The sequence below is a fragment of the Thalassolituus sp. LLYu03 genome, from assembly GCF_050507655.1.
In the GTDB taxonomy this organism is placed as follows: domain Bacteria; phylum Pseudomonadota; class Gammaproteobacteria; order Pseudomonadales; family Oceanobacteraceae; genus Venatoribacter.
The window spans coordinates 902,713-926,938 of record NZ_CP191496.1 but is presented as its reverse complement, the minus strand read 5'-3'; the positions used below and the strand labels follow the sequence as shown (position 1 = coordinate 926,938).

Here is a 24,226-nt window from a genome sequence, read left to right as displayed (position 1 = left end):
CTCCGTTCAGCTGTTTTCGTCCCACAGACGCCCGTCTTTGGCCAGCAGCAAGGTCGCCGCCGCCGGTCCCCAGGTGCCGGACGTATAGGGTTCAGGACGCTGTTCGGATTCTTCCCAATTTTTCAGGATAGGGTCCACCCAGCGCCAGGCCTCCAGTAATTCGTCGTTGCGTAAAAACAGAGTGGCGTTGCCGCTTAAGGCATCGAACAGCAAACGTTCGTACGCTTCCGGAACGCGGGTCTGTTTATGATTCGCCGGATTCAGACTCAGATTCATGGGTCTGACGTTCATGCCGGGCCCCACCCGTTTTTCACAAATCATCAGACGAATACCCTCGTCCGGCTGCAGTCGGAACACCAGTTTATTGGCCATGGTGTTTTTATGCTGCAAGGGAAAAATCGAGTGTGGAATTGCCTTGAAATGCACAACAATTTCGCAGGCACGTTCTGCCAGCCGTTTGCCGGTACGCAGATAAAAAGGCACACCAGCCCAGCGCCAGTTATCAATTTCCACTTTGGCGGCGACAAAGGTTTCGGTCATGCTTTTAATATCGACGCCGGGCTCATCGCGGTAACGCGGCACTGGCTTGCCCTCCGACACACCGGCGTCGTACTGACCACACACCACTTTTTCGCTGATGGCATCGCCGGTGATCGGCTTCAGGGCGCGCAGCACTTTCACTTTTTCGTCACGCACCGCATCCGGTTCCAGCCGAGCAGGCGGCTCCATGGCGGTAATACACAACAATTGCAGCAGGTGATTCTGGAACATGTCGCGCATGGCGCCGACGTGGTCGTAAAAACCCGCGCGCTTTTCGACACCCAGAGATTCGGAAATGGTGATCTGAATATGGTCGATGTAGCGTTGGTTCCATTGCGATTCAAACAGTGAATTGGCAAACCGCAGTACCAGCAGATTCTGCACCGTTTCTTTGCCCAGATAATGATCAATGCGGTAAATCTGGGATTCGGCAAAATAATCGGCAACGGCGGCATTGATCTGCTGGGCCGACGCAAAATCGTGACCAATCGGCTTTTCCAGCACGATTTTGCTGGCAGCATTGATCAGACCATGACGATGCAGGCCCGCACAGATCTGGGTATACAGATCAGAGCCCGTCGCGAGGTAATAGAGACGGTTAATATCCTGCGCTGACAATGCGCTTTTCAGATGTTCAAACTGAGCTTCGTCATCCAGATCCAGCGTGACGCACCTGAGCTTCTGACAAAAAACCGCCCAGGTGTTTTCGTCCAGGCAATCGGCCGGCACCTGATGACGCACGGAGGCGCGGATACGCTCCTGAAAATCGTCGTCACTGAGCGCCTGACGGGTCAGACACAGGATCTTCCCCTCTGGCAGACGGTTATCGCGCTGGAGCAGATAAAGAGCGGGCAGAAGCTTGCGCAACGCCAGATCCCCTAACCCGCCGAACAACACCAGCTCAAACGGCGACTGTATCTGCATACCTGACCTCCTGATTCAGCGACTTCCCGGCTGAAGGGCGACATACGCTCCAGCCCAGTGTGGCATGAGAGCGGCCGCAAAGTCGCGTCATAATCATGCCATTCCTGACAGAAGGAAGTTTAGCAGGCCAACCGGCACCCCAGCTTACCCGGCGTCTGATGACCGAATCCCGGGTCTGAAGGCCGGTGGCGCTAAGGTTTTGTTTTCTCTCTGATTTTTTTTGAAAAAAGTAGTTGACGAGGCAAAGCCCCATCCGTAATATACGCCCCGCTGTCGAGACATTCCCCGATAGCTCAGTCGGTAGAGCAGCGGACTGTTAATCCGTTGGTCGCTGGTTCAAGTCCAGCTCGGGGAGCCAATTTCTTACAGCGTTCGGGGTATAGCGCAGTCTGGTAGCGCGCCTGGTTTGGGACCAGGATGTCGGGAGTTCGAATCTCTCTACCCCGACCAACTTTCTGACAGTTTTAACATTTCCTTCTTCTCTTCTTCATACTTTTCCATTAGCTTCGTGGCATTATCCATTTTTGCTTCGGGACTGTTGTGAATTCTGTTGCCCACGCCACTCAATATCCGGTTGCCTGCCCAGGCTGTAACGCCATTACAGCGAAACGCGCCGCTGACATTCTCGAACGTCCCATCGTTAATTGCCGTGCCTGCTCGGTCGCTATTCATCTCAACGAAAATCAGCTGAATAAACTCCGCCGTACCGTAGCCGATCTGACGGACTGCCTGCGTCGCTCCGCCACACCAGACAGCGGCGAATAAACCTGCGCCATGGCCGCCTGAGAGAATCTCGTTAAAAAGAACAGACATAAAAAAAGCGGCTTTCGCCGCTTTTTTTATGTGAAGCCGGAAATTACTTAACGATTTCCAGCAGCTCCACTTCAAATACCAGCGCAGAGTTGGCTGGAATTGCAGGGCTTGGGCTACGTGCGCCGTAAGCCAGATCCGCAGGAATGGTCAGCTTCCACTTGTCGCCGACTTTCATCATCTGCAGAGCTTCTACCCAGCCGCGGATAACGCCGTTAACCGGGAACTGAGCTGGTTCACCACGCTCAACAGAGCTGTCGAACACAGTGCCGTCGATCAGGGTGCCGTGGTAGTGAACACGAACAGTGTCGGTAGCTGCAGGAGATGCAGCGCCTTCCGGAGCAGCAGTCAGTACTTCGTACTGCAGGCCAGACTCGGTCACTTTCACGCCTTCACGCTTGGCGTTTTCTGCCAGGAACGCATCAGAGGCTTTGGCAGTCTCGTCGTCCAGAGCTTCCTGCTTACGCACCTGCTCTTCACGTACTTTGTCGAATGCAGCGCGGATAACGTCATCAGAAATGCGCTGTTCAGCATTGGCCAGAGCGTCTTTGATGCCTGCCGCTACCGCTTCAGCATTCATATCCACGCCTTCGCGGGACAGCTGACGGCCGATATTCAGACCAACACCATAGCTTGCCTGATCAATGTGGTTTTCAAGTTTCACTTTTTCCTCCTGACCGCAACCGGTCAACAACAAGGCTCCCAGAATAAAAGCAGGAGCCGATTTCTTCAGATTCATGACGTTTCCTTGCATGAGATGTGATGTAGGCGGGTAACTTACACCATGCGGGCGCTAATTCCTATGACGGAGAAATCCGCGAACAGAATTCCGCTTCAGCAGACGTAGTTGCCACTGGCAGCGCGCTTTTCGCACTCCCGGTGAACGTTTTTGCAGACCTGTATCTCAGCCACCGTCTGATTGACCGAATGCTGACACACATAATGCTGACGACGAAGTTCTTTATCGTCGATAGAGGCCAGCCCATCCGAGACAGAACAGGCCGACAGCATAATGACCAAAGGAAGTAACAATAGTTTCACGTTAACACCCTGATTTTTCCCAAGATTCGCACAAGGCAGAAGCCGCTGTCCAGCGTCACAGACACATTCGCGCCACTTGCGCATTTTCGGTCGATTTGGTGATAAACGCCGTTATAATCGGCTGAGGATAATAAGAGGATAAATAATGAAACGGGGAATTCTGCTGCTGTCCGCACTGGCGGCACTCGCCGCCTGCTCAGGGCCATCAAAAGAAGAACTGCGTCGTATGCAGCTGCTGGAAGCGCAACGCGCCGAAGCCGCCGCCATTGCCGCGCAACAGGAAGCTCAGGCTCGTGACGCACGCATCCAGGAGCGCCTGAGCGCCGCCCGCAATGCGTGGAAAAACAACACGCGTCTTGGCAAAAACACTGTAGACACCTTATACGCACCGGACGCCGCCAAGAAACTGGACCCGGCTGCTACCTACTTCCTGCGCTCTGAGCTTCAGCCAGCGCGCTATAACTACGCAGACAACAAACAAAGCTTCACCATCGTCGGCATGCGCAACTTACCGAACAGCGCGGTTTACGGCCCATTGTTTCCGGATGACAAAGCCCAGTACCAGCCAGGCCAGCTGGCCAAATCCGTACTGGAATTTACGCTGCAGGAAGAAACCGAAGAGAATCGTCTGGGTCAACAGGTGCTGCGCGAACGCGGACAACGTTGGGTAGCCGCCAGCCTGAATTTCAAAAATTATGAAACCCTGCTGAAAAAATCCGGCGACTGGACCTGGGAACCCGGCCTGTTTGACGATCTGTCCTGGAATACCAGCCCGGAGGAAGCCTACCCTTATACCTCTGCACGTTCACTGACGCTGCAGATTGGTATGCGCTTCTGTGTGATTTCCGACCGTTGCTATCTGGAGTCGGATTACCGCAAGCATCCGACACACGCCGTACGCGCGGATATCATCAGCGTGCTGGTAGCGGACGAAAAAAGCGGGAAAATTCTCGCTGAATTTGTCCGGGAAAAAGAATAACGGGCATAAAAAAAGCGGCTTACGCCGCTTTTTTATTTCCGGGATCAGAAGCCCAGAGACAGGGAAGCACCGTAGTACATGCCGCCGATATCCACATCGGCTGCGATGTCTACGTTATCTTCGTCGGTCTGCAGAGTCATTTTGCGGTAACCGGCTTCCAGACCAATATCCACAACCGGAATCGGCAGGTCGTAGCCCAGACCGTAGCTCATATCAGACAGTTTGTTTTTGCCGTAACCAACGTAGTTAATATCGACATGACCATAAACGCCGAATGGCGTGTCAACTTTCACTTCGCCATAAACCAGCGGCAGAACGAAGTCCAGATCCACACTTTCAGTACCAGCAGTCGCACCGGTCACTTCTGCTTTGCCATCAAACTGACGGGCGGTCAGACCGAAGTTAATATCAACGAACGGAATTGGCAGCGGCAGGCCCCAGTACAGCGTCAGATCCGTGTGTGACAGATCCATGGTGCTGGTAACGTCTTCGCTAAAGGTTACGTCGCCGAAGGACGCGTTGATGGCACCATCGCCTTCCAGTTCCAGCGAGGTTTGTTTCAGTTTCAGGTTCGGAATAAACGGAACCGGATGCTCAAAGAAAACCGTGATCTGGGAACCGTTTTCGGAATCCAGATTCAGGCCATCATCTTCAACGGATACACCATCATCCAGCTGACCAGTTGGTTCAACATTCCATACGCTGGCTTTGGCGCCAACAGTGAAGAGTAAATCAGCCTGAGCCGCGACCGGCATTACCGCCAGCAGGGCTGCCGCAAGAGCAGTCTTTTTCATTTGAGATCGTCCCATCTTAGTTGTTATCCAGTCCGTCTGAAAAACGGAATGGCCCTAGTGTGCCCGCAAATGGCCGTGATGCCAATTGCTCAGGGGAACAAATTGAGACGTTAAAAGGTAAAGCAGGAAGGGAATCGGCAGGGGAAATACGGCCCCGCAGGCGGGGCCGTAAAAGGCTATCAGCCGAAGTTTACACCAATGCGACGGCCAACTTCTTCGTAGGCTTCAACCACGCCGCCCAATCCCTGACGGAAGCGGTCTTTGTCGAGCTTGTTGCGGGTTTCTTTGTCCCACAGACGGCAGCCGTCCGGAGAGAATTCGTCACCCAGCACCACTTCACCTTTGAACAGACCGAATTCCAGTTTGGAGTCGACCAGCAGCATGCCGCCTTCGGAGAAAATCTGCTTAAGGATTTCGTTAACCTTGAAGGTCAGTTCTTTCATGCGGTCCAGATGCTGTTCTTCTACCCAGCCAAAAGAACGCGCGTGGTATTCGTTGACCATAGGGTCACCCAGCGCATCATTTTTCAGGAAGAGCTCGAAGGTTGGTGGCGTGAGTTCAATACCCTCTTCCACACCCAGACGACGCACCAGACTACCGGCTGCGAAATTACGCACCACACATTCCAGCGGAATCATGGTCAGGCGTTTCACCAGAGATTCGGTATCGGACAGACGACGTTCGAAGTGAGTCGGGATACCGGCTTCAGCCAGTTTGGTCATGATGAAGGCGTTGAACTTGTTGTTCACCATGCCTTTACGGTCGAGCTGCTCGACTTTTTTGCCGTCAAAAGCGGAAGTGTCGTTGCGGAACTCCAGCACCATGTAGTCAGGGTCATCGGTGGTATAAACCGATTTCGCCTTGCCAGAGTAGAGTAATTCACGCTTTTCCATGAAGATCTCCGGGATCAGAAATAATAAAAAATAAAAACAATCGTTAAAGCTGCAACCAGTCCGAAATCTGGTCTTGTTCCAGCAGCCTGACGTCCCCGGGTGCACACCCGAGCACACCGCACAGCGCCTGACTCACCAGCGCCCGTGCATTATTCTTTTCACTGATATGGCCGGCGGTTACGTAGCGCAGACCATCCCACTGCAAACGGTAGATCAGCTCAGCACACTGCTGATTGCTGAGATGCCCGAAATTACCGGCCACACGCGCCTGCAGCGACGGCGGATACGGACCACTGCGCAGCATGTCAGGGTCGTGATTGGCCTCAAGCTGCAGGGCATGACAGCCCTGATACGCGCTGACAATATGCGCCGTCAGCGAGCCCAGATCCGACAACACACCCAGCCGGCTGCCAGCGGCATTCTCCACCACAAACTGCAGCGGCTCTTCCGCGTCGTGCGGCACCACCACCGGCATGACCGCCAGCGCACCGGCGCTGACCACCTCGTCGGATGCAATGCAACGCCACAACGGATGCTCCAGCCACTGCATGGCCCGCGCGGTACCGAAGGAAGCATAGAAGGGAATATTCAGCGCTTCACATACCGACACCACACCACGGGCATGATCGCCGTGCTCGTGCGTGACAAAAATACCGTCGAGCTGGCGCACATCAAGACCGGCCATTTCCAGACGGCTGAACAGCACTTTGCGGCTGAAGCCACAGTCGATCAGCAGCGCTTTGTCCTGCTCAACAACCAGCGTGGCGTTACCGCGACTGCCACTGCCCAGTGACGTGTATCTCACTGCTCCAGCTTGGCTTTGATTTCGTTCAGTACATCGGCGGTGAGGGCTTCTTCCGCCAGCGTGTCGGCGTCGGTCAGCAGCGACAGATAAACGCCGTTGCGCGCCCGGTTCATCTTCAGCAGATACGCCTCGGTACGGAATTCGTCACACCCCCACAGGGATGCCCACCAGCCGCAATCTTCTTTGCGGGTGACGGTCTTCATCTCCAGGTAATAGGTGCCGGTGCTGCGGTTCAGGTCAGTCAGCTTCAGCGCGGTTTTGCCCAGCGCTTCAGTAACCACGGCCCAGTTGGAGGCGTAGCTGCCATCCAGACGCAGAATCAGACTGCCCGCACCGTCTTTCTCCAGACGCGGATTCACGGCGCCGTTGCGGAATTCGCTCAGCGAGGTCACGGTTTCCGCTTCCTCTTCGCCGACGAATGGCGCCGGACGCGGTACCTCAAACTCATTGGGTTTGGCAGGGTTGCCCGGCAGATCAGGAATCGGGTAGGCATCTGAGGTGGTCAGCTGAATACCGTCGACGCTCTGGGTCGCGGCCTGCTCATCGGCCTGCAGATACGCCATCGCCTGATCATCAGGCAGCAGGCTACACGCCGATGCCAGTGCGCAGAGCACCGGCAGCAGCGCTGAACGCACGCTGTGCTTCAGCATCATCAGATCAGTTCCAGGTTGGCCAGAGCCAGTTCAACTTTCGGGTAGAAACGCTCGTCCAGCTCGACCAGCGGCAGACGGATACCACGATCCATCAGACCCATACGCTTCAGAGCCCACTTAACCGGAATCGGGTTGGCTTCACAGAACATGGATTTGTGCAGCTGCATCAGGCGTTCATTCAGCGCTTTCGCTTCGTCAGCCTGACCATCCAGCGCCAGCATGCACAGCTGGTGCATCAGAGCCGGAGCGACGTTAGCGGTTACCGAGATATTGCCTTTACCACCCATCAGCATCAGCTGATACGCGGTTTCGTCATCGCCGGAGTACACGGCCATGCGGTCACCCACCAGATCAATCAGCTGACGGGCACGGTCCATATCGCCGGTGGCTTCTTTGATACCCACAATCTGTTCGATGTCGGCCAGCGCGGCAACGGTTTCCGGCAGCATGTCACAGGCGGTACGGCCTGGTACGTTGTACAGGATCTGCGGAATATCCACGGAGGCTGCGATGGCTTCGTGATGCTTGATCAGACCACGCTGCGGCGGTTTGTTGTAGTAAGGCGTCACCAGCAGGCACGCGTCCGCACCCAGCTTTTTGGCTTCCTGAGTCAGCTCGATGGCTTCGGACGTAGAGTTGGCACCGGTACCGGCGATGATAGGACGACGGCCAGCCGCCACCTTCACCACACGACCGATCACGTCACAGTGTTCCTCTGTACTCAGAGTTGCCGACTCGCCGGTGGTACCGACGGCGACAATGGAATCTGTACCCTGCTTGATGTGGAATTCCACCAGTCGGTCCAGACCGTCCCAATCCACCTGACCATCAGCGTGCATAGGGGTTACCAAAGCCACAATACTGCCGGTAATCATTGAGCTCTTCTCCCAAGAAACCGCCCGGAACGGGCGCAGAAAAATAAAGGCGCAAGTCTACTGATGCGGACCTTATGTGACAAGTCAGCGAACCTCACCATCCACTGCCAATCCCTTAGGCCAGGCCTGCAGAATGGCCTTCAGCAGAGTCGCCAGCGGGATAGCAAAGAACACCCCCCAGAAGCCCCACAGACCGCCAAACACCAGTACCGCCACGATAATGGCCACCGGATGCAGGTTCACCACCTCAGAGAACAGCAAAGGCACCAGCACGTTACCGTCGAGCGCCTGAATAATGCCGTAGACCACCATCAGCCAGATAAAATCCTCAGTCCAGCCCCACTGCACATAGGCCACCAGCGCAATCGGCACAGTAATAACCGCCGCGCCTATGTAAGGCACCAGCACCGAGAGGCCAACGCCAATGGCCAGCAATGCGGCGTAGTGAATCCCCAGAATGAGGAAAGCAACGTAGGTCACGCCACCAACAATGACGATTTCCAGCACCTTGCCACGGATGTAGTTGGCGATCTGAATATCCATTTCGCTCCACACCCGGGTCAGCATCTGCCGACGGGCCGGCAAAAAACCCGAGCACCAGTTGATGATGCGGTCGGAATCCTTGAGCAGAAAGAACACCAGAATCGGCACCAGTACGCAGTAAATCAGCAGCGCCATGACACCGGTAATACCCGAAATCGAAAACGTCACCGCCAGCTGACTCATGGACGCCAGCTCATCGCCGATCTGCTTGGTCCAGGCTTTCACCTGCTCCGTCGTCACCAGATCAGGGTATTGGTCCGGCAACATCATCAGCAGCCCCTGCCCCTTGCTCGCCATTTTTGGCAATTCGTAGAAGAACTGCGTCAGCTGCTGCCAGGTGGCCGGCAGAATAAAAAACAGCAATAACATGAGTACGCCGACAAAAGCTGAAAAAACCAGCACAGTGGCGCCCAGATGTTTCATGCCGAAACGCTTGCAGTAATTCATGGAACCCTGCAGCAGATACGCCAGCACCACCGCCGTCAGAAACGGCGCCAGCACCTTACCCAGACTGATAATGACTGCGAACAGCGCAATAACCAGAAACAGCAACAACAGCGCTTCTTCGTCGGAAAAATAGCGATCGATCCAGCCGCGAATGACCTTGAACATGGGTCAGACTCCCTTTCTGATCCAGAATTGATAAGCATCATCGACCACTTTGGCATCCAACAGTTCATGGCTGCTCAAGTCGACGTATTTACGGATATCACGCCAGGAACCGGCATCCGTGGCCAGCACATACAGAACCTGTGCCGGCGCCAGCGCTTTCAGCGCCATCTTGGTTTTTAACAGAGGCATAGGACATTCGAGTCCGGATGCATCGAGAAACTGATCATGGGGAAGTGAATTAGACACAATGCCTGCCTTTTGCCAAACTGCCCGACTATTATAAAGGACGTGCTGTCAGGCGTAATCTGCCCGAAAACACAGTGTAAAGCAGCACCGCCGGTGGAACCCGGCCCCCCACTCTGGTCTAAGAGGCGTTAACTCAGGAATGTGCCGTTGAAATTTCTCCGCCCTCTTTTGCTGGCTGCACCATTGGCCGTCGCTCTGCCCGCGTTTGCGGATACCCTGAACGGATCTTCCCTGCCGGATCTGGGCAACAGTGCTTCCTCTTACGTTTCCCTGAAACAGGAACACGATCTGGGCCGCATCTGGATCCGCCAACTGCGCGCGCAGGCGCATCTGCTCGATGACCCGCTGATGACCACCTTTCTGGAGAATCTGGTGTTCCGCCTGATTCCCCACAGCGATGTGCCGCATTCTGAACTCGAATTTGTGGTCATTGACCGCGCCGAGCTGAATGCGTTCGCCGTACCCGGTGGGATTATCGGCGTGAACTATGGCCTGCTGCTGTATGCCCGTGACGAAGACGAAATTTCTGCCGTGCTGGCCCACGAGCTAGCCCACCTGAGCCAGCGTCACTACGCGCGCCAGATTGAGGCCGCCGAAAAGCAGGACCCGATTGCCATTGCTACCCTGCTGGCCTCCATTCTGCTGATTGCCACCAACAACCCCGACGCTGGTTTTGCCGGCCTCGTTACCAGCCAGGCCGCCAGCGTACAGAACCAACTGGCTTACAGCCGTGAATGGGAACGGGAAGCCGACCGCTTAGGCATGCAGACACTGGTTGCTGCCGGTCTCGACCCGAAAGCCATGCCGTCTATGTTCGAACAGATGCTGTACGCCAACCGTTTTGGCGGCAACCCGCCGGAATTTCTGCTGACGCACCCGCTGACCGAAAGCCGCATCGCCGATGCCGCCGACCGGGCGCAGGGCTATCCGGCCAAGCCGCGTCTGGTGAGCTTCGAGTTTCTGGTGTTGCAGAACGATGCCCGCCGCCGCTACCAACTCAGTAAAGACAAGCAGGCCACCTATTTTGAGCAGCAGCTGCAACGCTATGCGCGCAACACCGCCGAATACGCGGCGGCTCAATACAGCCTCGCCAGCATGGCACTTGAAGCGGCCGACGGGCAGAAAGGCCTAGAGCAGATTAACGCCATTGCCAGCCCCTGGAATCAGCACTCCACGGTCAGCAGTCTGAAAGCCCGACTGCAAGCCAGCCTGAGCGATACCAGCGGTGCCATCAGCACAATTGATGCTGCCCTGCCCTATGCGCCCCAGGATCTGGAACTGCTGACCACCAAAGCGGAGATTCTGAAAAACAGCGGCAAAGCGGCCGAGGCCACACGCATCCTGAAAACCTTGTCGGAACTGCGCAACACCAGCCCGTCGGTCTGGCACCAGCTCAGCGAAGCGGCGGCCGCGGCCGAACAGCCGCTGCTGGCGTACCGGGCCAACGGTGAATATCTGTATTACATGGGACAGCAGCCACAGGCCCTGCGACAGATGGATCTGGCCATTCAGCAGGCCAAGAAAAAAGGCGACTTCCAGCAGGAAGCCGCCCTTCGTCAGCGTCTCGAAGTCATGGCGGCCAATGCGCCGCAACTCCGCTGAACTGAATACGGAGCACCGCGACTACGATGCTCCAATGACGCCATGTGCCGCTCCGATGATGCCGTGTGCGGCGATGACCAAGCCGCCTGCATAACTCGCCAAAGCGACAGGCCAGATCAGGCCTTGCGGAAGTTCAGCATGCGCTCGAGGCTGATCACCGCGCGCTGACGCAGACCTTCCTCAATCAGAATCTCCTGCGTGCCGTTTTTCAGCACGTCACGGATATTCTGCAGACCATTCATCGCCATCCACGGACAATGCGCGCAACTGCGGCAGGTTGCCCCGTTACCGGCGGTCGGCGCTTCAATCAGCAGCTTGTCAGGCGCCGCCTGCTGCATCTTGTAGAAAATGGCCTTATCCGTCGCCACGATCAATACCGGATTCGGCAGGGACCTGGCCGCCGCAATCAGCTGGCTGGTTGAGCCAACCGCGTCCGCCATCTTAACCACAGACTCTGGGGATTCCGGATGCACCAGTACAGCGGCGGCCGGGTGAACCTTTTTCAGGTCTTCCAGCGCTTTCGCTTTGAATTCGTCATGCACGATACAGGCGCTGTCCCACAGAATCATGTCGGCACCGGTTTCGCGCTCGATGTAGCCGCCAAGGTGCTTATCCGGAGCCCAGATGAGCTTCTCGCCCTGCGCTTTCAGATGATTCACTACATCCAGAGCAATACTGGACGTCACCACCCAGTCGGCACGGGCTTTCACAGCCGCCGAGGTATTGGCGTACACCACCACAGTGCGGTCCGGATGCTGATCACAGAACGCAGAGAACTCGTCCACAGGACAGCCGATGTCGAGCGAGCAGGTTGCTTCCAGCGTCGGCATCAGAATGCGTTTTTCAGGACTGAGGATTTTGGCGGTTTCGCCCATAAAACGGACGCCAGCCACGATCAGCGTGGAGGCTTTGTGCGCATGACCGAAGCGGGCCATTTCCAGAGAGTCCGCCACACAGCCGCCGGTTTCTTCAGCCAGTGCCTGAATTTCCGGGTCGGTGTAGTAGTGGGCGACCAGTACCGCGTCTTCCTTCACCAGAAGGTCACGGATGTCGGCTTTCAGCTCAGCGGATTGCTCAGCCGTCAAAGGAGCCTGAGGATTGGCCCAGAAGTCGCGGATCAGTTGTTGAGCGTTATTTACAGATTCGTTCATAGCAGTCTCAGACGCAAACACTCGTCGGGCGCATCATATCACAGACACTCAGTGCCAAAGCGGCTGCAATCCCGACAGAACCGGTAATAAAAAAGGGAGGAAGCTTGCGCTTCCTCCCTTTCGGAATCTGGTGGGTCGTGCAGGATTCGAACCTGCGACCAATTGGTTAAAAGCCAACTGCTCTACCGACTGAGCTAACGACCCAATGTGCGATGTATGTTACCAGCTAATTTTAAATTGTCAAGCTTTTCAGTAACTTACGTACTTCCTTCGAAAGTGGTGGGTCGTGCAGGATTCGAACCTGCGACCAATTGGTTAAAAGCCAACTGCTCTACCGACTGAGCTAACGACCCCGGAAGTGGCGCGTATAATACTGGAATTTTTTCCCTGCGCAACCCTTTATTTAAAAAAAGTTTCATTTTCAGGGACTTAGCCTCTCAGCATGGCGCTGAAAGACAGGTAAGACCGGACTCCCGCGGGATTCCGGCCCTTCTATCAATGGCTGTCCAGATAGTTCTTCGCCAGACGAACCACAGTGTCAGCCTTGCCTGTGTACTTATCGACGACCTTTTTCATCCACGTTTTGGCATCGGCGGTTTTACCCTGCTTATCCAGCGTGTAGCCCATCTTGTACATGGCATCCGGCACCTTCTGGTGTTCCGGGTATTTGGTGACCACAGAACGGAAGCTTTCCAGTGCTTTGTCCAGATCGCCCTGCAGCAGATAAATCTCGCCACTCCAGTAAATGGCATTTACTGCCAGCGGGTCATCCGGGTACTGACGCACAAAGGCGACATAAGCGGTGTTGGCTTCTGCGTACTTCTTCTCGTACATCAGCTTCTGCGCCTGCTTATAGGCATCCGCAGGAGCAACCGACGCTTCTGGTACAGCACCGCCGGCAACCGGCGTCTGACTGGCAGGAGAAGACATCAAGGCGGAGAAACGACGATCAAGATCCAGGTAGCGTTCCTGCTGATCCTGCTTCATACGACGGATCTGGTGGTCCTGTTCTTCAACACGATCACGCAACGCAGCCAGTTCCTGCTGCATCTGTTCCATCTGCTGGTAGAGTTCGGCGACAAGGCCGTTGGATTCTGCGGCTTCAGTGGACGTTGTGCGAACCACCTGAACCCGGGAGGAGGAGTCAACTGACGTGCCAGGGGTTGCAGGAGCTACCGCACGGGCAGCTCCTACCGAAACCCACTGGTCGTCCGCGAGGGCACTGACAGATAACGACGCCAGTGCAATCAGGACGACAGCCTTCATTAACGGCTCTGGTATTTCACTTCAACGCGACGGTTTTTCGCGTAAGCGGCTTCGTTAGAGCCCATAACAGCTGGACGCTCTTCACCGAAGCTAACCACTTTCAGCTGATCAGCAGAAGCGCCGTTAGCCATCAGGAAACGACGTACGGCCATCGCACGACGCTCGCCCAGAGCCAGGTTGTATTCAACAGTGCCGCGCTCATCAGCGTGACCTTCCAGAACAACGCGGGCAGCAGAGTTGCCAGCCAGGTAGGCAGCGTGTGCCATCAGAGCGGTTTTGCTGTCGCTCTTGATGGAGCTCTGGTCGAAGTCGAAGTAGAACACGGTTTGTTCCAGCAGAGCAGCCTGAGCTTCAGCAGCCTGAGCCTGCAGAGATTCACCGTTTACGCCGGCTGCGTTAACGCCGTTGCCATCAGCCTGCTGTTCGGTAGCAGTTGGTTCCGAAGATGCGCCTGCACCTGAATCGATGTCGCCTTTGCTCGCACAAGCGGTCATCAACATGGCGCCAAAAGCCAGCCCTAAAGTTTTGTACAGTGCAGTAGTTTGCATAACAGTCTTCCAGTCCGAAGTGAGTTGAATTATTTCAAAATTGGCGACCAGGCCGGCTCCCTGACATCACCGTATTTGGATGGCAAGCGGAATTTCACATCCCCATCGACCGACACCGCCGCTAGGATACTACGGTCTGCTTCACGCGCAGCATAAATTACCATACTTCCATTAGGCGCAACACTGGGCGACTCGTCCAATTCTGTTTCACTCGTCAGAATGTGTACCAGTCCACTTTCCAGATCCTGCGACGCAATGTGGAAGCGATCACCCGAGCGGTGCACATACACCAGCTTGCGGCCATCTGCAGTAATCCGTGCCCGGGCATTATAATCACCCTCAAAGGTCACCCGTGTCACGGCTTTGTTGCGAGTGTCCAGTTTATATACTTGCGGGCCACCAGCGCGGCTTGAAGTGAAGTAAATATAACGGCCATCGGCTGACCACTGAGGCTCGGTATCAATCGCGTAGTGATCTGTCATACGCTCGGTACGACGTGAAGCGAGATCCATAACGTAAACGTCCGGATTGCCCAGCTTTGAGTGCACATAGGCTAATTTAGTTCCATCGGGTGAAAACGCCGGAGCACTGTTCGACCCGTCAAAGGCAACGACCCGTTCGCGTTTACCGCTGGCCAGTTCCTGAAAAAAGATTTCACTCTGGCCATTCTCGAACGAAACATACGCCACTTTGCGCGCATCCGGCGACCAGGCCGGTGAAATCAGCGGATGTTTGGAGCTGTAAATCAGCTGCTCACGGGCGCCATCGGCGTCGGCATAATTCAGATTAAATCGGGTACGTTCACGATTGGTGGTGACATAAATCAGCTTGGTCGAGAACACTCCCGGCACACCGGTGAGCCGCTGGAAAATATAGTCACTGATATAATGCGCGAGATCGCGTAATTGGCCCGCACTGCCCTTTACACGATGACGAAGAATTTCGAGTTGCCGATGCACATCCACCACATGAAACTGCACAGCATAACCATCAGGCTGCAACTCCACAGAACCGATCACCACGAAATCCTGCTTCAGACGACCCCAGTCAGCGTAAATAATGCCGTCCAGCGTGTGCGGCTGACTGATCATGCTCTTGGCCGGCAAGGTGCGGAAATAACCACTGGATGACAGATCTTTGGTGATGATGCCGCTCACATCTTCCGGCAATGGCTGGCTGCCATTCCACTCAAACGGCACCACCGCCACCGGGATTGCGCTTTGCTTGCCCTGAGTGACTTCAATGACCAGCTCGGCCTGCACCAGACTGGCCAGAAACCAGCACAACAATATCCAACTGCGCTTTACCACGTAGCATTCTCCGGTCTGAACTTCATGACTAGGTTACGGAATGATTTTTCAAAGACTCTCGGGTCTTTGGGTACCGGTAAAGGTGACGCCTTATAAATCGCCTGCTCAACCGAGCGATCCAGTGCGGCATTACCACTGCCTTTCAGAATTTTCACATTAATCACTTCACCGGTCGGTACCAGCGTAATGTGAACTTCGGTCTCCATATTGGGTTTCACCGCTGGCGGATAACGCCAGACCGACTCTACCTTGGCACGTATCGCTTCAACGGCGTTGGCCTGCATAGATGCCGCCAGTTCGGCCTGTTTTTTGGCTTCCTGTTGCGCGACTTCATCGGCAGCCGCCTGCTCGCGCGCCAGCTGTTCCAGCAGCGACTGCTCAAGCGCATCACGCTCTTTCGCCGCTTTGTCTTTGGCGGCCTTATCTTTGGCGGCCAGCTCCTGCGCTTTTTTGTCGGCAATCTGCTTTTCTTTCAGCGCCTTGTCGGCTTCGCGCTTTTTCTGCTCAGCCAGTTTTTTCTGCTTTTCTTTTTCCAGCCGGTCTTTTTCCTGCTGTTTTTTCTTTTCCTGATCGCGCTTCAGCTGTTGCTCTTTGCGCTTGCGGTCTTTTTCTTCTTTTATTTTGCGTTGCTTTTCCGCCGCACTTTCGACCTGCACGACATTGGCCACCACATGCTGTGGCACAGGCTCTGGCATGCGGTGCTCGGTTGGCCACTGCACAATAAAAATGACCGCCACCAGAATGTGCAACGCCACCGACACCAGAGCCGGCAGCGAGTACCGGCGGGGATCCAGCCAATTCATATCAGCGGCCAGCCTCCGGATCCGGAGCTTCGGTAATTAAGCCGACATCGTTAATACCGGTTGCCTGCAACGCGCCCATCAGGGCAACTACTTTGCCGTAGGCCACACTCTCGTCACCGCGGATCATGACCCGGGTTTCCGGCACGGCCGAGCGGATTTTGGCTGAATATTCGGTGATTTCTTTCAGTGTCATGGCCGTTGGCCGACCTTCATCGCGTTCGATGAAATACACACCGCGCTCGTTCACCGAAATGATAATGGTGCTGTCATCCGGTTCAATTTCCGTCGGCGTGGCATCCACATCCGGCAGATTGACCGGCACGCTCTGCACCAGCATAGGGGCCGTCACCATGAAAATAATGAGCAGCACCAGCATGACGTCGATGTAAGGAACAACGTTAATTTCAGCCATCGGGCGGCGCTTGGCGCCCGGTGCCGGCATAGGCTCCATACTCAGTTCTCCGCGTTCTTACGGGCCGCTTCGGCTTTGGCAGCCTGCTGAATTTTGTGCGCCTGACGGTACAGCAGCGACGAGAATTCATCGGCAAACGTATGCATACCGGTAATCAGCTGATCGACGCGGCTGGCAAACCGGTTGTAAAAAATAACCGCAGGAATGGCAGCCAGAAGACCCATTGCAGTTGCCACCAGCGCTTCAGAAATACCCGGGGCGACCGTGGCAATCGTTGCCTGCTTCACGCTGGCCAGTCCCTGGAAGGAGTGCATGATGCCCCACACGGTGCCAAACAGACCGATGTACGGACTGGTCGAACCAACGGTTGCCAGAAATGGCAGATGGGTATCCAGCGCTTCCGATTCACGGGTAATGGCCACGCGCATGGCACGCTGCACACCGGCCATCACAGCGTCTGGGTCTGACGTGTTTTGCTGGCGCATTTTTCCGAATTCTTTCAGACCGGCCATAAACACGTTTTCAACCGCGCTGGGTACCGGGCTGTGCTGGCACTCACGGTACAGGTCGTTCAAATCAACGCCCGACCAGAAACGTTCTTCAAACTCCAGCATCTGGGCACGACTGGCCGACAGCAGGCGGGTGCGCTGCACAATCACCACCCAGCTCATGACCGATGCCGCCAGCAATAACAACATCACCAGCTGCACCACAAAACTGGCGTTGGCTATCAGCGAAACTATGGAAACAGACTCGTTCACAATGGCTCCTGTGAATTTCCTTCAGAGTTTGAGAAGCAACAACCGCGTCAGGCGGTCATCGCATGTAAGAGTTCGACGGGTATTGCCTGCGGGCGTCCGGCATGATTCATACAGGCAATCTGAATGGTGGCAGTCAGCAGACATTCCTCCTGGCGCCAGACACTTTGCTCCAGCTCCAGACTGACTTTTCGGCTGCTTTTGACCGCAACAGAGACCCTGAGTTCATCATCCAACCGCGCAGGCACCCGATATTTTGCCTGAACTTCGCGCACAACAAATAACACATCCTGCTGACGCAACGCTTCCTGCGAACAATTCAGCGTGCGCAACCATTCGGTACGCGCGCGTTCCAGAAAACGGAAGTAATTGGCGTAGTAAACAATGCCACCGGCGTCGGTATCTTCGATGTAAACCCGTACCGGCCAGTCGAAGGGCATACTATGCCTCGTCCTGATTAAAACGCGATGGCAGATCCAGTCCGAAATGCAGATACGCCAGTTTGGTCGCCATACGCCCACGCGGTGTACGGGTAATGTAGCCCTGCTGCATCAGGTAAGGTTCCAGCACATCTTCAATGGTGTCGCGCTCTTCACCAATCGAGGCGGCCAGACTGTCGACGCCCACCGGGCCACCGTCGTATTTTTCCAGCAAGGTCAGCAGCAGACGGCGGTCCATATGATCAAAGCCCTGCGCATCTACATTAAGCATATTCAGCGCGGCATCGGCACAGCTCTGACTGACCGTGCCGTCGCCTTTTACCTGCGCGTAATCGCGCACGCGGCGCAGCAGGCGGTTGGCGATACGCGGCGTTCCCCGCGCACGACGGGCAATTTCGCTGGCGCCTTTATCATCCACTTCAAGCTGCATCAGTCGCCCCGAACGGGCCACAATGTGCGACAGGTCGGCGATGTTGTAAAACTCCAGGCGTTGCACAATACCGAAACGGTCACGCAGCGGTGAGGTCAGCAGGCCGGCGCGGGTCGTAGCACCGACCAGAGTAAACGGCGGTAAATCAATTTTAATGGAACGCGCGGCCGGGCCTTCGCCGACCATAATATCCAGCTGATAATCTTCCATCGCCGGATACAGGACTTCTTCCACCGCCGGATTCAGACGGTGAATTTCGTCAATAAAAAGAACATCACCCTCTTCGAGGTTAGTGAGCAGCGCCGCCAGATCACCGGCACGCTCCAGCACAGGGCCTGAGGTCGATTTGATTTTGACGCCCATTTCTTCGGCAATAATGTTGGCCAGCGTGGTTTTACCCAATCCCGGCGGACCGAACACCAGCGTGTGATCGAGGGCTTCACCGCGGGCCTTTGCAGCACCAATGAAAATTTCCATCTGCTCACGCACATGCGGCTGACCTATGTATTCCGCCAGTGATTTCGGGCGAATGGCACGGTCGAGCTGCTCTTCGCCACGGGATGGTTCTGCACTGACAAAACGATCGGTTTCAATCATAAATCAGCGCCCTATTGCCCCAGAGTATTCTTCAGTGCCAGACGAATCAGCTCTTCCGGCGTATCCGCCTGACTGCTGACTTTATTCAGCATTTTGGCGGCATCCTGCGGCTTATAACCGAGTGCAATCAGCGCTGCTTCTGCTTCACGCAGCACTGCGTCGAGTGAGGCTTTTTCGGCCTGATCCACTGCGGCCCACAAAGGAGCCGGCGCCTGCCATTCGGTCAGACGGTCGCGCATTTCCACAATCAGACGCTCGGCGGTCTTTTTACCAACGCCGGGTAATTTGGTCAGGGCGGTTACGTCTTCGTTATGCACGCACAGCGCAAAGGCATTGGCGTCCATACCGGACAAAATGGCCAGTGCCAGCTTAGGGCCAACACCACTGACTTTGATCAGGGTGCGGAACAGGGTGCGCTGAGCTTTATCGGAAAATCCATACAACTGATGCGCGTCTTCACGGATGGCGAGATGGGTATACAGAACCGCCTCAGAGCCTGTGCGGCCAAGCACCGCCAGCGTGGAAATGGGGGCCTGTAATTCGTAACCGACGCCATTCACATCGATCAGCAGATCCGGTGCCTGCTTCTCCAGAATGATGCCTTTTAACCGTCCGATCATGATGGGGAAATGCCTGAGATTGAAAGCCGGTTAGCCTACCAGCATGCCCCGCGGGTCACAATGCAACGACGGCCAAAGCGCGGCTAAGGCAACGGGTTTGGCGGACAATACGTAATACCCTGGCGGAGCGCTTCCACCACCTGCTCCGCATCCGGACGCTGGCGCGACACATACATGCCGGACTGAAAAATCCCCCAGGACACAACTGCCAGACGCGCACGCTGCGCCGCCGACAGAGCATCGGCCATCACCGCCGGTACCAGCGCGGCATCCACCCGGCCGGCTTCGGCCATGGCAATCGCCTGCGGGTGACTGGCGACCGGTGATACCCAGCCCTGTTGCTCACTGGCCAACGCCGCAAACACCGACGCCCTGAGTGCCGCAATATTCAGCCCTTGCAGAGAAGGTTCGTCGCCCGGATTCTGAAAACGGTGAGCATCCGCCACCGGCACCAGCAGCACATAGGGCAGATTCATCAGCGTGCCGGCGTAAATACCCACCCGATCCCGTTCCGCAACCGGCGCCAGTCCGAGGCCAATATCCAGCGTACCGGCTCCCAGTTCACTGACCAGACGCGCCACCGGATACACCTGCAAATCGGCCAGCGCCAGGCCACTGTGGTTCAGCACACACTGATACTGGGCTCCCAGACTGCCCTTCAGGGCCTGCCCGGACGAGCCAATATTGTCGAGCTGAACATCCAGCACCGCGACCCGGTAGAGGTCGGCGGCGTAAGAAGGAAACGGGAGCAAAAGAAGAAGGAGGAATCCTGCAACTGCAGACACAGGTTTGCACATGAAGTCAGTCGCCCACCGCCGACAGCCAGAGAAGAGTGTCATCCTAGAACACCTTGGCCGCGCCGCCTACGGGCAATAAAAAACCCGGCACATGGCCGGGTTTTTCAGCAGTCAATCTGAGATCAGATTACATGCGCTCCCAAACGGTCGCGATGCCCTGACCCAGACCGATACACATGGTGCTCACACCGTACTTACCACCGTTCTGTTCCAGAACGTTGATCAGAGTGGTGGAGATACGTGCACCGGAACAGCCCAGTGGGTGACCCAGAGCGATCGCACCACCGTGGATGTTGATACGGTCTTCAGCGATAGCAGTCAGCTTCAGATCTTTAACACATGGCAGAGACTGAGCAGCAAACGCTTCGTTCAGTTCCCAGTAGTCAATGTCTGTTACTTCCAGGCCAGCACGCTTCAGTGCTTTCTTGGTTGCAGGAACAGGACCGTAACCCATGATCGCAGCGTCTACACCGGCAACGGCCATAGCAACGATACGTGCACGTGGCTTCAGACCCAGTTCCATCGCTTTTTCGTAGCTCATCAGCAGCATGGCAGAGGCGCCATCGGTGATCTGAGAAGAAGTACCGGCAGTTACGGTACCGTTCTTAGGATCGAACGCAGGACGCAGAGCGCCCAGGCTTTCTGCTGTGGTTTCCGGACGAATGGTTTCGTCTTCGGTTACCAGAACTTCTTTACCGTCTGCATCGTGGCCGTACATAGGAACGATTTCGTTCTTGAACTTGCCTTCAACAGTGGCTTTGTGAGCCAGACGGTGAGAACGCGCAGCGAACTCGTCCATCTGCTGACGGGTAATACCGTGCATCTTGCCCAGCATTTCTGCAGTCAGACCCATCATGTTGGATGCTTTTGCAGAGAACTTGGAAGAGCTTGGGTTGTGGTCGAAACCGTGCTGCATGTTCACGTGACCCATGTGCTCAACACCACCAACAACGAACACATCACCGTTACCGGTCTGGATCGCTTGTGCAGCAGTGTGGATAGCAGACATAGCAGAACCACACAGACGGTTAACAGTCAGAGCGCCAGCTTCTTTAGGCACAACGGTCATCAGACCGATCTGACGGGCAACGTTGAAGCCCTGTTCCAGAGTCTGGTTTACACAGCCCCAGATGATGTCTTCAACCAGAGCCGGGTTAACGCCCGGGTTACGCTCGAACAGAGCGTTGATCAGGTTTGCAGAAATGGTTTCCGCACGTACGTTGCGGAATACGCCACCTTTGGAACGACCCATAGGTGAGCGCACTGCATCAACAACAACAACGTCTTTTGCATTGTAAGACATGGTTTAAATCTCCTAGTGCGCCGATTAACCGAAGTAGCTTTCGCCGTTCGCTGCCATTTCGCGCATACGAGCGGTTGGTTTGTACAGGTTGCCCAGGTCAGCGAACTTGTCACACAGAGCAACAAACTCAGCCATACCTACGGTGTCCATGTAACGACATGCGCCGCCACGGAACGGAGGGAAACCAATACCGAAGATCAGACCCATATCCGCTTCGTTCGGCGTCTCAACGATGCCTTCTTCGATGCAGCGGGCGACTTCGATGCACATCGGGATCATGCAGCGTGCGATGATCTCTTCAGCGGTGAACTCTTTACGCTCAGCAACAACCGGAGCGATCAGGTCGTAAGCGGCCTGGTCAGCCACTTTCTTCGGCTTGCCTTTCTTGTCGGTTTCGTACTTGTAGAAACCAACGCCGTTCTTCTGACCGTAACGCTTGTTCTCGTACATCACTTCCATGGACGTTTTGAAGTCAGCCTTCATACGATCCGGGAAGCCTTCCGCCATTACTTCGTTAGCGTGAACGCCGGTGTCGATACCCACTACGTCCAGCAGGTAAGCAGGACCCATTGGGAAACCGAATTTCTCCATTACTTTGTCCACAGCCTGGAAGTCGGCGCCATCACGCACCAGACCAGCGAAGCCAGCGAAGTAAGGGAACAGTACACGGTTAACCAGGAAGCCCGGGCAATCGTTAACAACGATTGGGGTTTTGCCCATTTTCTTGGCGTAAGCAACCACAGTGGCCACAGCTTCAGGAGAAGTCTTGGCACCACGGATAACTTCAACCAGCGGCATCATGTGCACTGGGTTGAAGAAGTGCATACCCAGGAAGTTTTCCGGACGCTTCAGGTCAGCTGCCAGCAGGTCGATGCTGATAGTAGACGTGTTGGAAGTGATGATGGTGTCTTCGCGAACTTTGTCTTCCAGTTCAGCCAGAACCATTTTCTTAACTTTCGGGTTTTCAACAACGGCTTCCACAACAGTGTCAACGTCGCCGAATTCCGCGTAAGACAGAGTAGGACGAATGCGGTTCAGGGTTTCACCCATCTCCAGCGGCTTCATCTTCTTCTTCTCAACGCGCTTGGCCAGCAGTTTGTTGGCTTCAGACAGACCCAGTTCGATACCGGCTTCAGCGATATCTTTCATCATGATCGGGGTGCCTTTCAGCGCAGACTGGAATGCAATACCGCCACCCATGATACCAGCGCCCAGTACGGCCGCTTTCTTGGTGTCTTTGGCAGTCTTGTCGTAGCCTTTTGCTTTTTTCTTCAGCAGCTGGTCGTTCATGAACAGACCGATCAGTGCCTGAGATTCAGTGGTTTTAGCCAGTTTGGCGAAACCTTTTGACTCAGCGTCCAGCGCCTTGTCACGACCGCCGTTAGCGGCTTTCTGCATGGTTTTGATCGCTTCGATCGGCGCTGGGTACTGACCTTTGGTCTGACCAGCAACGAAACCTTTAGCAGTTTCGAAAACCATCATCTGTTCCATCGCGTTGAGCTTCAGCTTGGAAGTTTTCTCTTCGCGACGGGCTTGCCAGTTGATTTCACCTGCGATAGCAGATTTCAGCATGGCAAGAGCGGAATCTTTCAGTTTGTCAGCAGCAACCACTGCATCAACAGCGCCGTCTTTCAGGGCTTTGTCAGCGCGGTTTTCAGCGCCCATGCAGATCCATTCGATCGCATTGTCAGCACCGATAACACGTGGCAGACGCACAGTACCACCGAAGCCTGGCATCAGGCCCAGTTTCACTTCTGGCAGACCGACTTTCGCGCCTTCAGACATCACACGGATGTCGGTAGACAGACACATTTCGAAGCCGCCGCCCAGAGCGATACCGTTGATCGCAGTCAGGGTAGGAACTGGCAGGTCTTCAATCGCGTTGAAGATCTGGTTCGCTTCCAGACACCAGGCTGCAATTTCTTCTTCAGACTTTTTGAAAGCTTCACCGAATTCGGTGATGTCCGCGCCTACGATGAAGACGTCTTTACCCGATGTAACCAGTACGCCTTTAACGTTGCTGTTGCCTTTGATAGCTTCAACTGCTGCCTTCAGGTCTTCCAGGGTAACGCGGTTAAACTTGTTAACAGAGTCGCCTTGCAGATCGAATTTCAGTTCGGCGATGCCGTCTTCGATCATGTTTACCGTGATGGCTTTACCTTCGTAAATCATCAACTGATCTCCACATGGTGGTTAGCTGTTGGCCCGCAGACCGTTACAGTCTGCTGGTTGGTGAAACAACGCCCGTCGATTGTTTAAAAATCACACAATTCATACGAGCGTTTGAATCTGAGCTGCACACATTCGGTGAAAGCGCGTTGAAAGTCAATAGAGTGGAGGGAAATGGCACTGCCGGCACGGTCGGCATCAGGCAGAAAGCCCAGCAGCCACGCGGGCTGGACGGAAGGTAAAGCCAATCATACGCCACCCGGCGGCGTCCTGCCGGAGGCCCTTATGGCCTTTTTTGTTACAAT

26 protein-coding genes and 4 tRNA genes are annotated in these 24,226 nt (G+C 55.2%); 4 read left to right on the top strand and 26 right to left on the bottom strand.

Annotated elements, in window-relative coordinates; genetic code table 11:
- Positions 1–6 precede the first annotated feature (6 nt).
- A complete protein-coding gene (gene zwf / locus ACQUQU_RS04395; protein ID WP_430462032.1) occupies positions 7–1,464 on the bottom strand; it encodes a glucose-6-phosphate dehydrogenase in 1,458 nt (485 codons plus the stop codon).
- A gap of 282 nt (positions 1,465–1,746) precedes the next feature.
- Between zwf and ACQUQU_RS04390 the strand changes: the two genes are divergently transcribed.
- Both ACQUQU_RS04390 and ACQUQU_RS04385 read left to right on the top strand, forming a co-directional pair.
- Positions 1,747–1,822, top strand: a tRNA-Asn gene (locus tag ACQUQU_RS04390).
- Between the two features lie 15 nt (positions 1,823–1,837).
- Positions 1,838–1,914: transfer RNA gene (locus ACQUQU_RS04385), tRNA-Pro, on the top strand.
- Here the strand turns inward: ACQUQU_RS04385 and ACQUQU_RS04380 are convergent.
- From ACQUQU_RS04380 to ACQUQU_RS04370, 3 genes are all read right to left on the bottom strand, one after another.
- Positions 1,903–2,277 (bottom strand): hypothetical protein, encoded by a 375-nt coding sequence (locus ACQUQU_RS04380; RefSeq protein ID WP_430462031.1) that lies wholly within the window; start codon positions 2,275–2,277, stop codon positions 1,903–1,905. The genes ACQUQU_RS04385 and ACQUQU_RS04380 overlap by 12 nt on opposite strands.
- Before the next feature lie 43 nt (positions 2,278–2,320).
- Positions 2,321–3,013: an FKBP-type peptidyl-prolyl cis-trans isomerase gene (locus tag ACQUQU_RS04375; RefSeq protein ID WP_430462030.1), complete on the bottom strand. Its 693-nt coding sequence runs from the start codon at positions 3,011–3,013 to the stop codon at positions 2,321–2,323.
- Between the two features lie 95 nt (positions 3,014–3,108).
- Positions 3,109–3,315 (bottom strand): hypothetical protein, encoded by a 207-nt coding sequence (locus ACQUQU_RS04370; protein ID WP_430462029.1) that lies wholly within the window; start codon positions 3,313–3,315, stop codon positions 3,109–3,111.
- 145 nt (positions 3,316–3,460) lie between these two features.
- Here ACQUQU_RS04370 and ACQUQU_RS04365 point away from each other — a divergent pair, with 145 nt between their 5' ends.
- A complete protein-coding gene (locus ACQUQU_RS04365) occupies positions 3,461–4,294 on the top strand; it encodes a hypothetical protein (RefSeq protein ID WP_430462028.1) in 834 nt (277 codons plus the stop codon).
- 44 nt (positions 4,295–4,338) lie between these two features.
- On the opposite strand, the gene ACQUQU_RS04360 is transcribed toward ACQUQU_RS04365, so the two are convergent.
- The 7 genes from ACQUQU_RS04360 to ACQUQU_RS04330 form a co-directional block, all read right to left on the bottom strand.
- The gene (locus ACQUQU_RS04360; RefSeq protein WP_430462027.1) at positions 4,339–5,088 is read right to left on the bottom strand and encodes a TIGR04219 family outer membrane beta-barrel protein; all 750 of its coding nucleotides are present in this window, start codon (positions 5,086–5,088) and stop codon (positions 4,339–4,341) included.
- A gap of 179 nt (positions 5,089–5,267) precedes the next feature.
- Entirely contained in the window at positions 5,268–5,981 is a 714-nt protein-coding gene (purC, locus tag ACQUQU_RS04355) for a phosphoribosylaminoimidazolesuccinocarboxamide synthase (protein WP_430462026.1), read from the bottom strand.
- A 43-nt stretch (positions 5,982–6,024) separates the two neighbouring features.
- Positions 6,025–6,786, bottom strand: coding sequence for an MBL fold metallo-hydrolase (locus ACQUQU_RS04350; RefSeq protein WP_430462025.1), 762 nt, complete (start codon positions 6,784–6,786; stop codon positions 6,025–6,027).
- The gene (gene bamC / locus ACQUQU_RS04345) at positions 6,783–7,439 is read right to left on the bottom strand and encodes an outer membrane protein assembly factor BamC (RefSeq protein ID WP_430462024.1); all 657 of its coding nucleotides are present in this window, start codon (positions 7,437–7,439) and stop codon (positions 6,783–6,785) included. Before bamC ends, ACQUQU_RS04350 begins: the two co-directional genes overlap by 4 nt.
- Positions 7,439–8,314 carry a 4-hydroxy-tetrahydrodipicolinate synthase gene (dapA, locus tag ACQUQU_RS04340; protein WP_430462023.1) on the bottom strand — a complete coding sequence of 292 codons (876 nt, stop codon included), beginning with the start codon at positions 8,312–8,314 and terminating at the stop codon, positions 7,439–7,441. Before dapA ends, bamC begins: the two co-directional genes overlap by 1 nt.
- 84 nt (positions 8,315–8,398) lie before the next feature.
- A complete protein-coding gene (locus ACQUQU_RS04335; RefSeq protein WP_430462022.1) occupies positions 8,399–9,469 on the bottom strand; it encodes an AI-2E family transporter in 1,071 nt (356 codons plus the stop codon).
- A gap of 3 nt (positions 9,470–9,472) precedes the next feature.
- Positions 9,473–9,715 (bottom strand): sulfurtransferase TusA family protein, encoded by a 243-nt coding sequence (locus ACQUQU_RS04330; protein ID WP_430462021.1) that lies wholly within the window; start codon positions 9,713–9,715, stop codon positions 9,473–9,475.
- Between the two features lie 147 nt (positions 9,716–9,862).
- Here ACQUQU_RS04330 and ACQUQU_RS04325 point away from each other — a divergent pair, with 147 nt between their 5' ends.
- Positions 9,863–11,317, top strand: coding sequence for a M48 family metalloprotease (locus ACQUQU_RS04325; protein WP_430462020.1), 1,455 nt, complete (start codon positions 9,863–9,865; stop codon positions 11,315–11,317).
- Between the two features lie 116 nt (positions 11,318–11,433).
- Here the strand turns inward: ACQUQU_RS04325 and nadA are convergent, their stop codons facing one another.
- The 15 genes from nadA to fadB all read right to left on the bottom strand — a co-directional run bounded on the left by nadA (position 11,434) and on the right by fadB (position 23,924).
- Positions 11,434–12,468 carry a quinolinate synthase NadA gene (nadA, locus tag ACQUQU_RS04320; protein ID WP_430462019.1) on the bottom strand — a complete coding sequence of 345 codons (1,035 nt, stop codon included), beginning with the start codon at positions 12,466–12,468 and terminating at the stop codon, positions 11,434–11,436.
- Between the two features lie 128 nt (positions 12,469–12,596).
- Positions 12,597–12,672: transfer RNA gene (locus ACQUQU_RS04315), tRNA-Lys, on the bottom strand.
- A 73-nt stretch (positions 12,673–12,745) separates the two neighbouring features.
- A tRNA-Lys gene (locus ACQUQU_RS04310) sits at positions 12,746–12,821 on the bottom strand.
- Positions 12,822–12,963: 142 nt separating this feature from the next.
- Positions 12,964–13,734: a tol-pal system protein YbgF gene (gene ybgF, locus ACQUQU_RS04305; protein WP_430462018.1), complete on the bottom strand. Its 771-nt coding sequence runs from the start codon at positions 13,732–13,734 to the stop codon at positions 12,964–12,966.
- Entirely contained in the window at positions 13,734–14,282 is a 549-nt protein-coding gene (pal, locus tag ACQUQU_RS04300) for a peptidoglycan-associated lipoprotein Pal (protein ID WP_430462017.1), read from the bottom strand. Before pal ends, ybgF begins: the two co-directional genes overlap by 1 nt.
- Before the next feature lie 29 nt (positions 14,283–14,311).
- Complete coding sequence (gene tolB / locus ACQUQU_RS04295) at positions 14,312–15,544, bottom strand: Tol-Pal system beta propeller repeat protein TolB (protein ID WP_430462016.1); 1,233 nt, start codon at positions 15,542–15,544, stop codon at positions 14,312–14,314.
- 41 nt (positions 15,545–15,585) lie between these two features.
- Positions 15,586–16,395: a TonB family protein gene (locus tag ACQUQU_RS04290; RefSeq protein ID WP_430462015.1), complete on the bottom strand. Its 810-nt coding sequence runs from the start codon at positions 16,393–16,395 to the stop codon at positions 15,586–15,588.
- Position 16,396: 1 nt separating this feature from the next.
- The gene (tolR, locus tag ACQUQU_RS04285) at positions 16,397–16,846 is read right to left on the bottom strand and encodes a protein TolR (RefSeq protein ID WP_430462014.1); all 450 of its coding nucleotides are present in this window, start codon (positions 16,844–16,846) and stop codon (positions 16,397–16,399) included.
- 2 nt (positions 16,847–16,848) lie between these two features.
- Positions 16,849–17,568, bottom strand: a complete 720-nt coding sequence (gene tolQ / locus ACQUQU_RS04280; protein ID WP_430462013.1) for a protein TolQ — start codon at positions 17,566–17,568, stop codon at positions 16,849–16,851.
- Positions 17,569–17,615: 47 nt separating this feature from the next.
- The gene (ybgC, locus tag ACQUQU_RS04275; RefSeq protein WP_430462012.1) at positions 17,616–18,005 is read right to left on the bottom strand and encodes a tol-pal system-associated acyl-CoA thioesterase; all 390 of its coding nucleotides are present in this window, start codon (positions 18,003–18,005) and stop codon (positions 17,616–17,618) included.
- A 1-nt stretch (position 18,006) separates the two neighbouring features.
- Positions 18,007–19,032 carry a Holliday junction branch migration DNA helicase RuvB gene (ruvB, locus tag ACQUQU_RS04270; RefSeq protein ID WP_430462011.1) on the bottom strand — a complete coding sequence of 342 codons (1,026 nt, stop codon included), beginning with the start codon at positions 19,030–19,032 and terminating at the stop codon, positions 18,007–18,009.
- A gap of 11 nt (positions 19,033–19,043) precedes the next feature.
- Positions 19,044–19,652, bottom strand: coding sequence for a Holliday junction branch migration protein RuvA (ruvA, locus tag ACQUQU_RS04265; protein WP_430462010.1), 609 nt, complete (start codon positions 19,650–19,652; stop codon positions 19,044–19,046).
- A gap of 83 nt (positions 19,653–19,735) precedes the next feature.
- On the bottom strand, positions 19,736–20,404 hold the full coding sequence (locus ACQUQU_RS04260) for a substrate-binding periplasmic protein (protein WP_430462009.1): 669 nt from the start codon (positions 20,402–20,404) through the stop codon (positions 19,736–19,738).
- Positions 20,405–20,576: 172 nt separating this feature from the next.
- Positions 20,577–21,752: an acetyl-CoA C-acyltransferase FadA gene (gene fadA, locus ACQUQU_RS04255; RefSeq protein WP_430462008.1), complete on the bottom strand. Its 1,176-nt coding sequence runs from the start codon at positions 21,750–21,752 to the stop codon at positions 20,577–20,579.
- A gap of 24 nt (positions 21,753–21,776) precedes the next feature.
- Positions 21,777–23,924, bottom strand: a complete 2,148-nt coding sequence (gene fadB / locus ACQUQU_RS04250; protein WP_430463012.1) for a fatty acid oxidation complex subunit alpha FadB — start codon at positions 23,922–23,924, stop codon at positions 21,777–21,779.
- Positions 23,925–24,226: the final 302 nt, after the last annotated feature.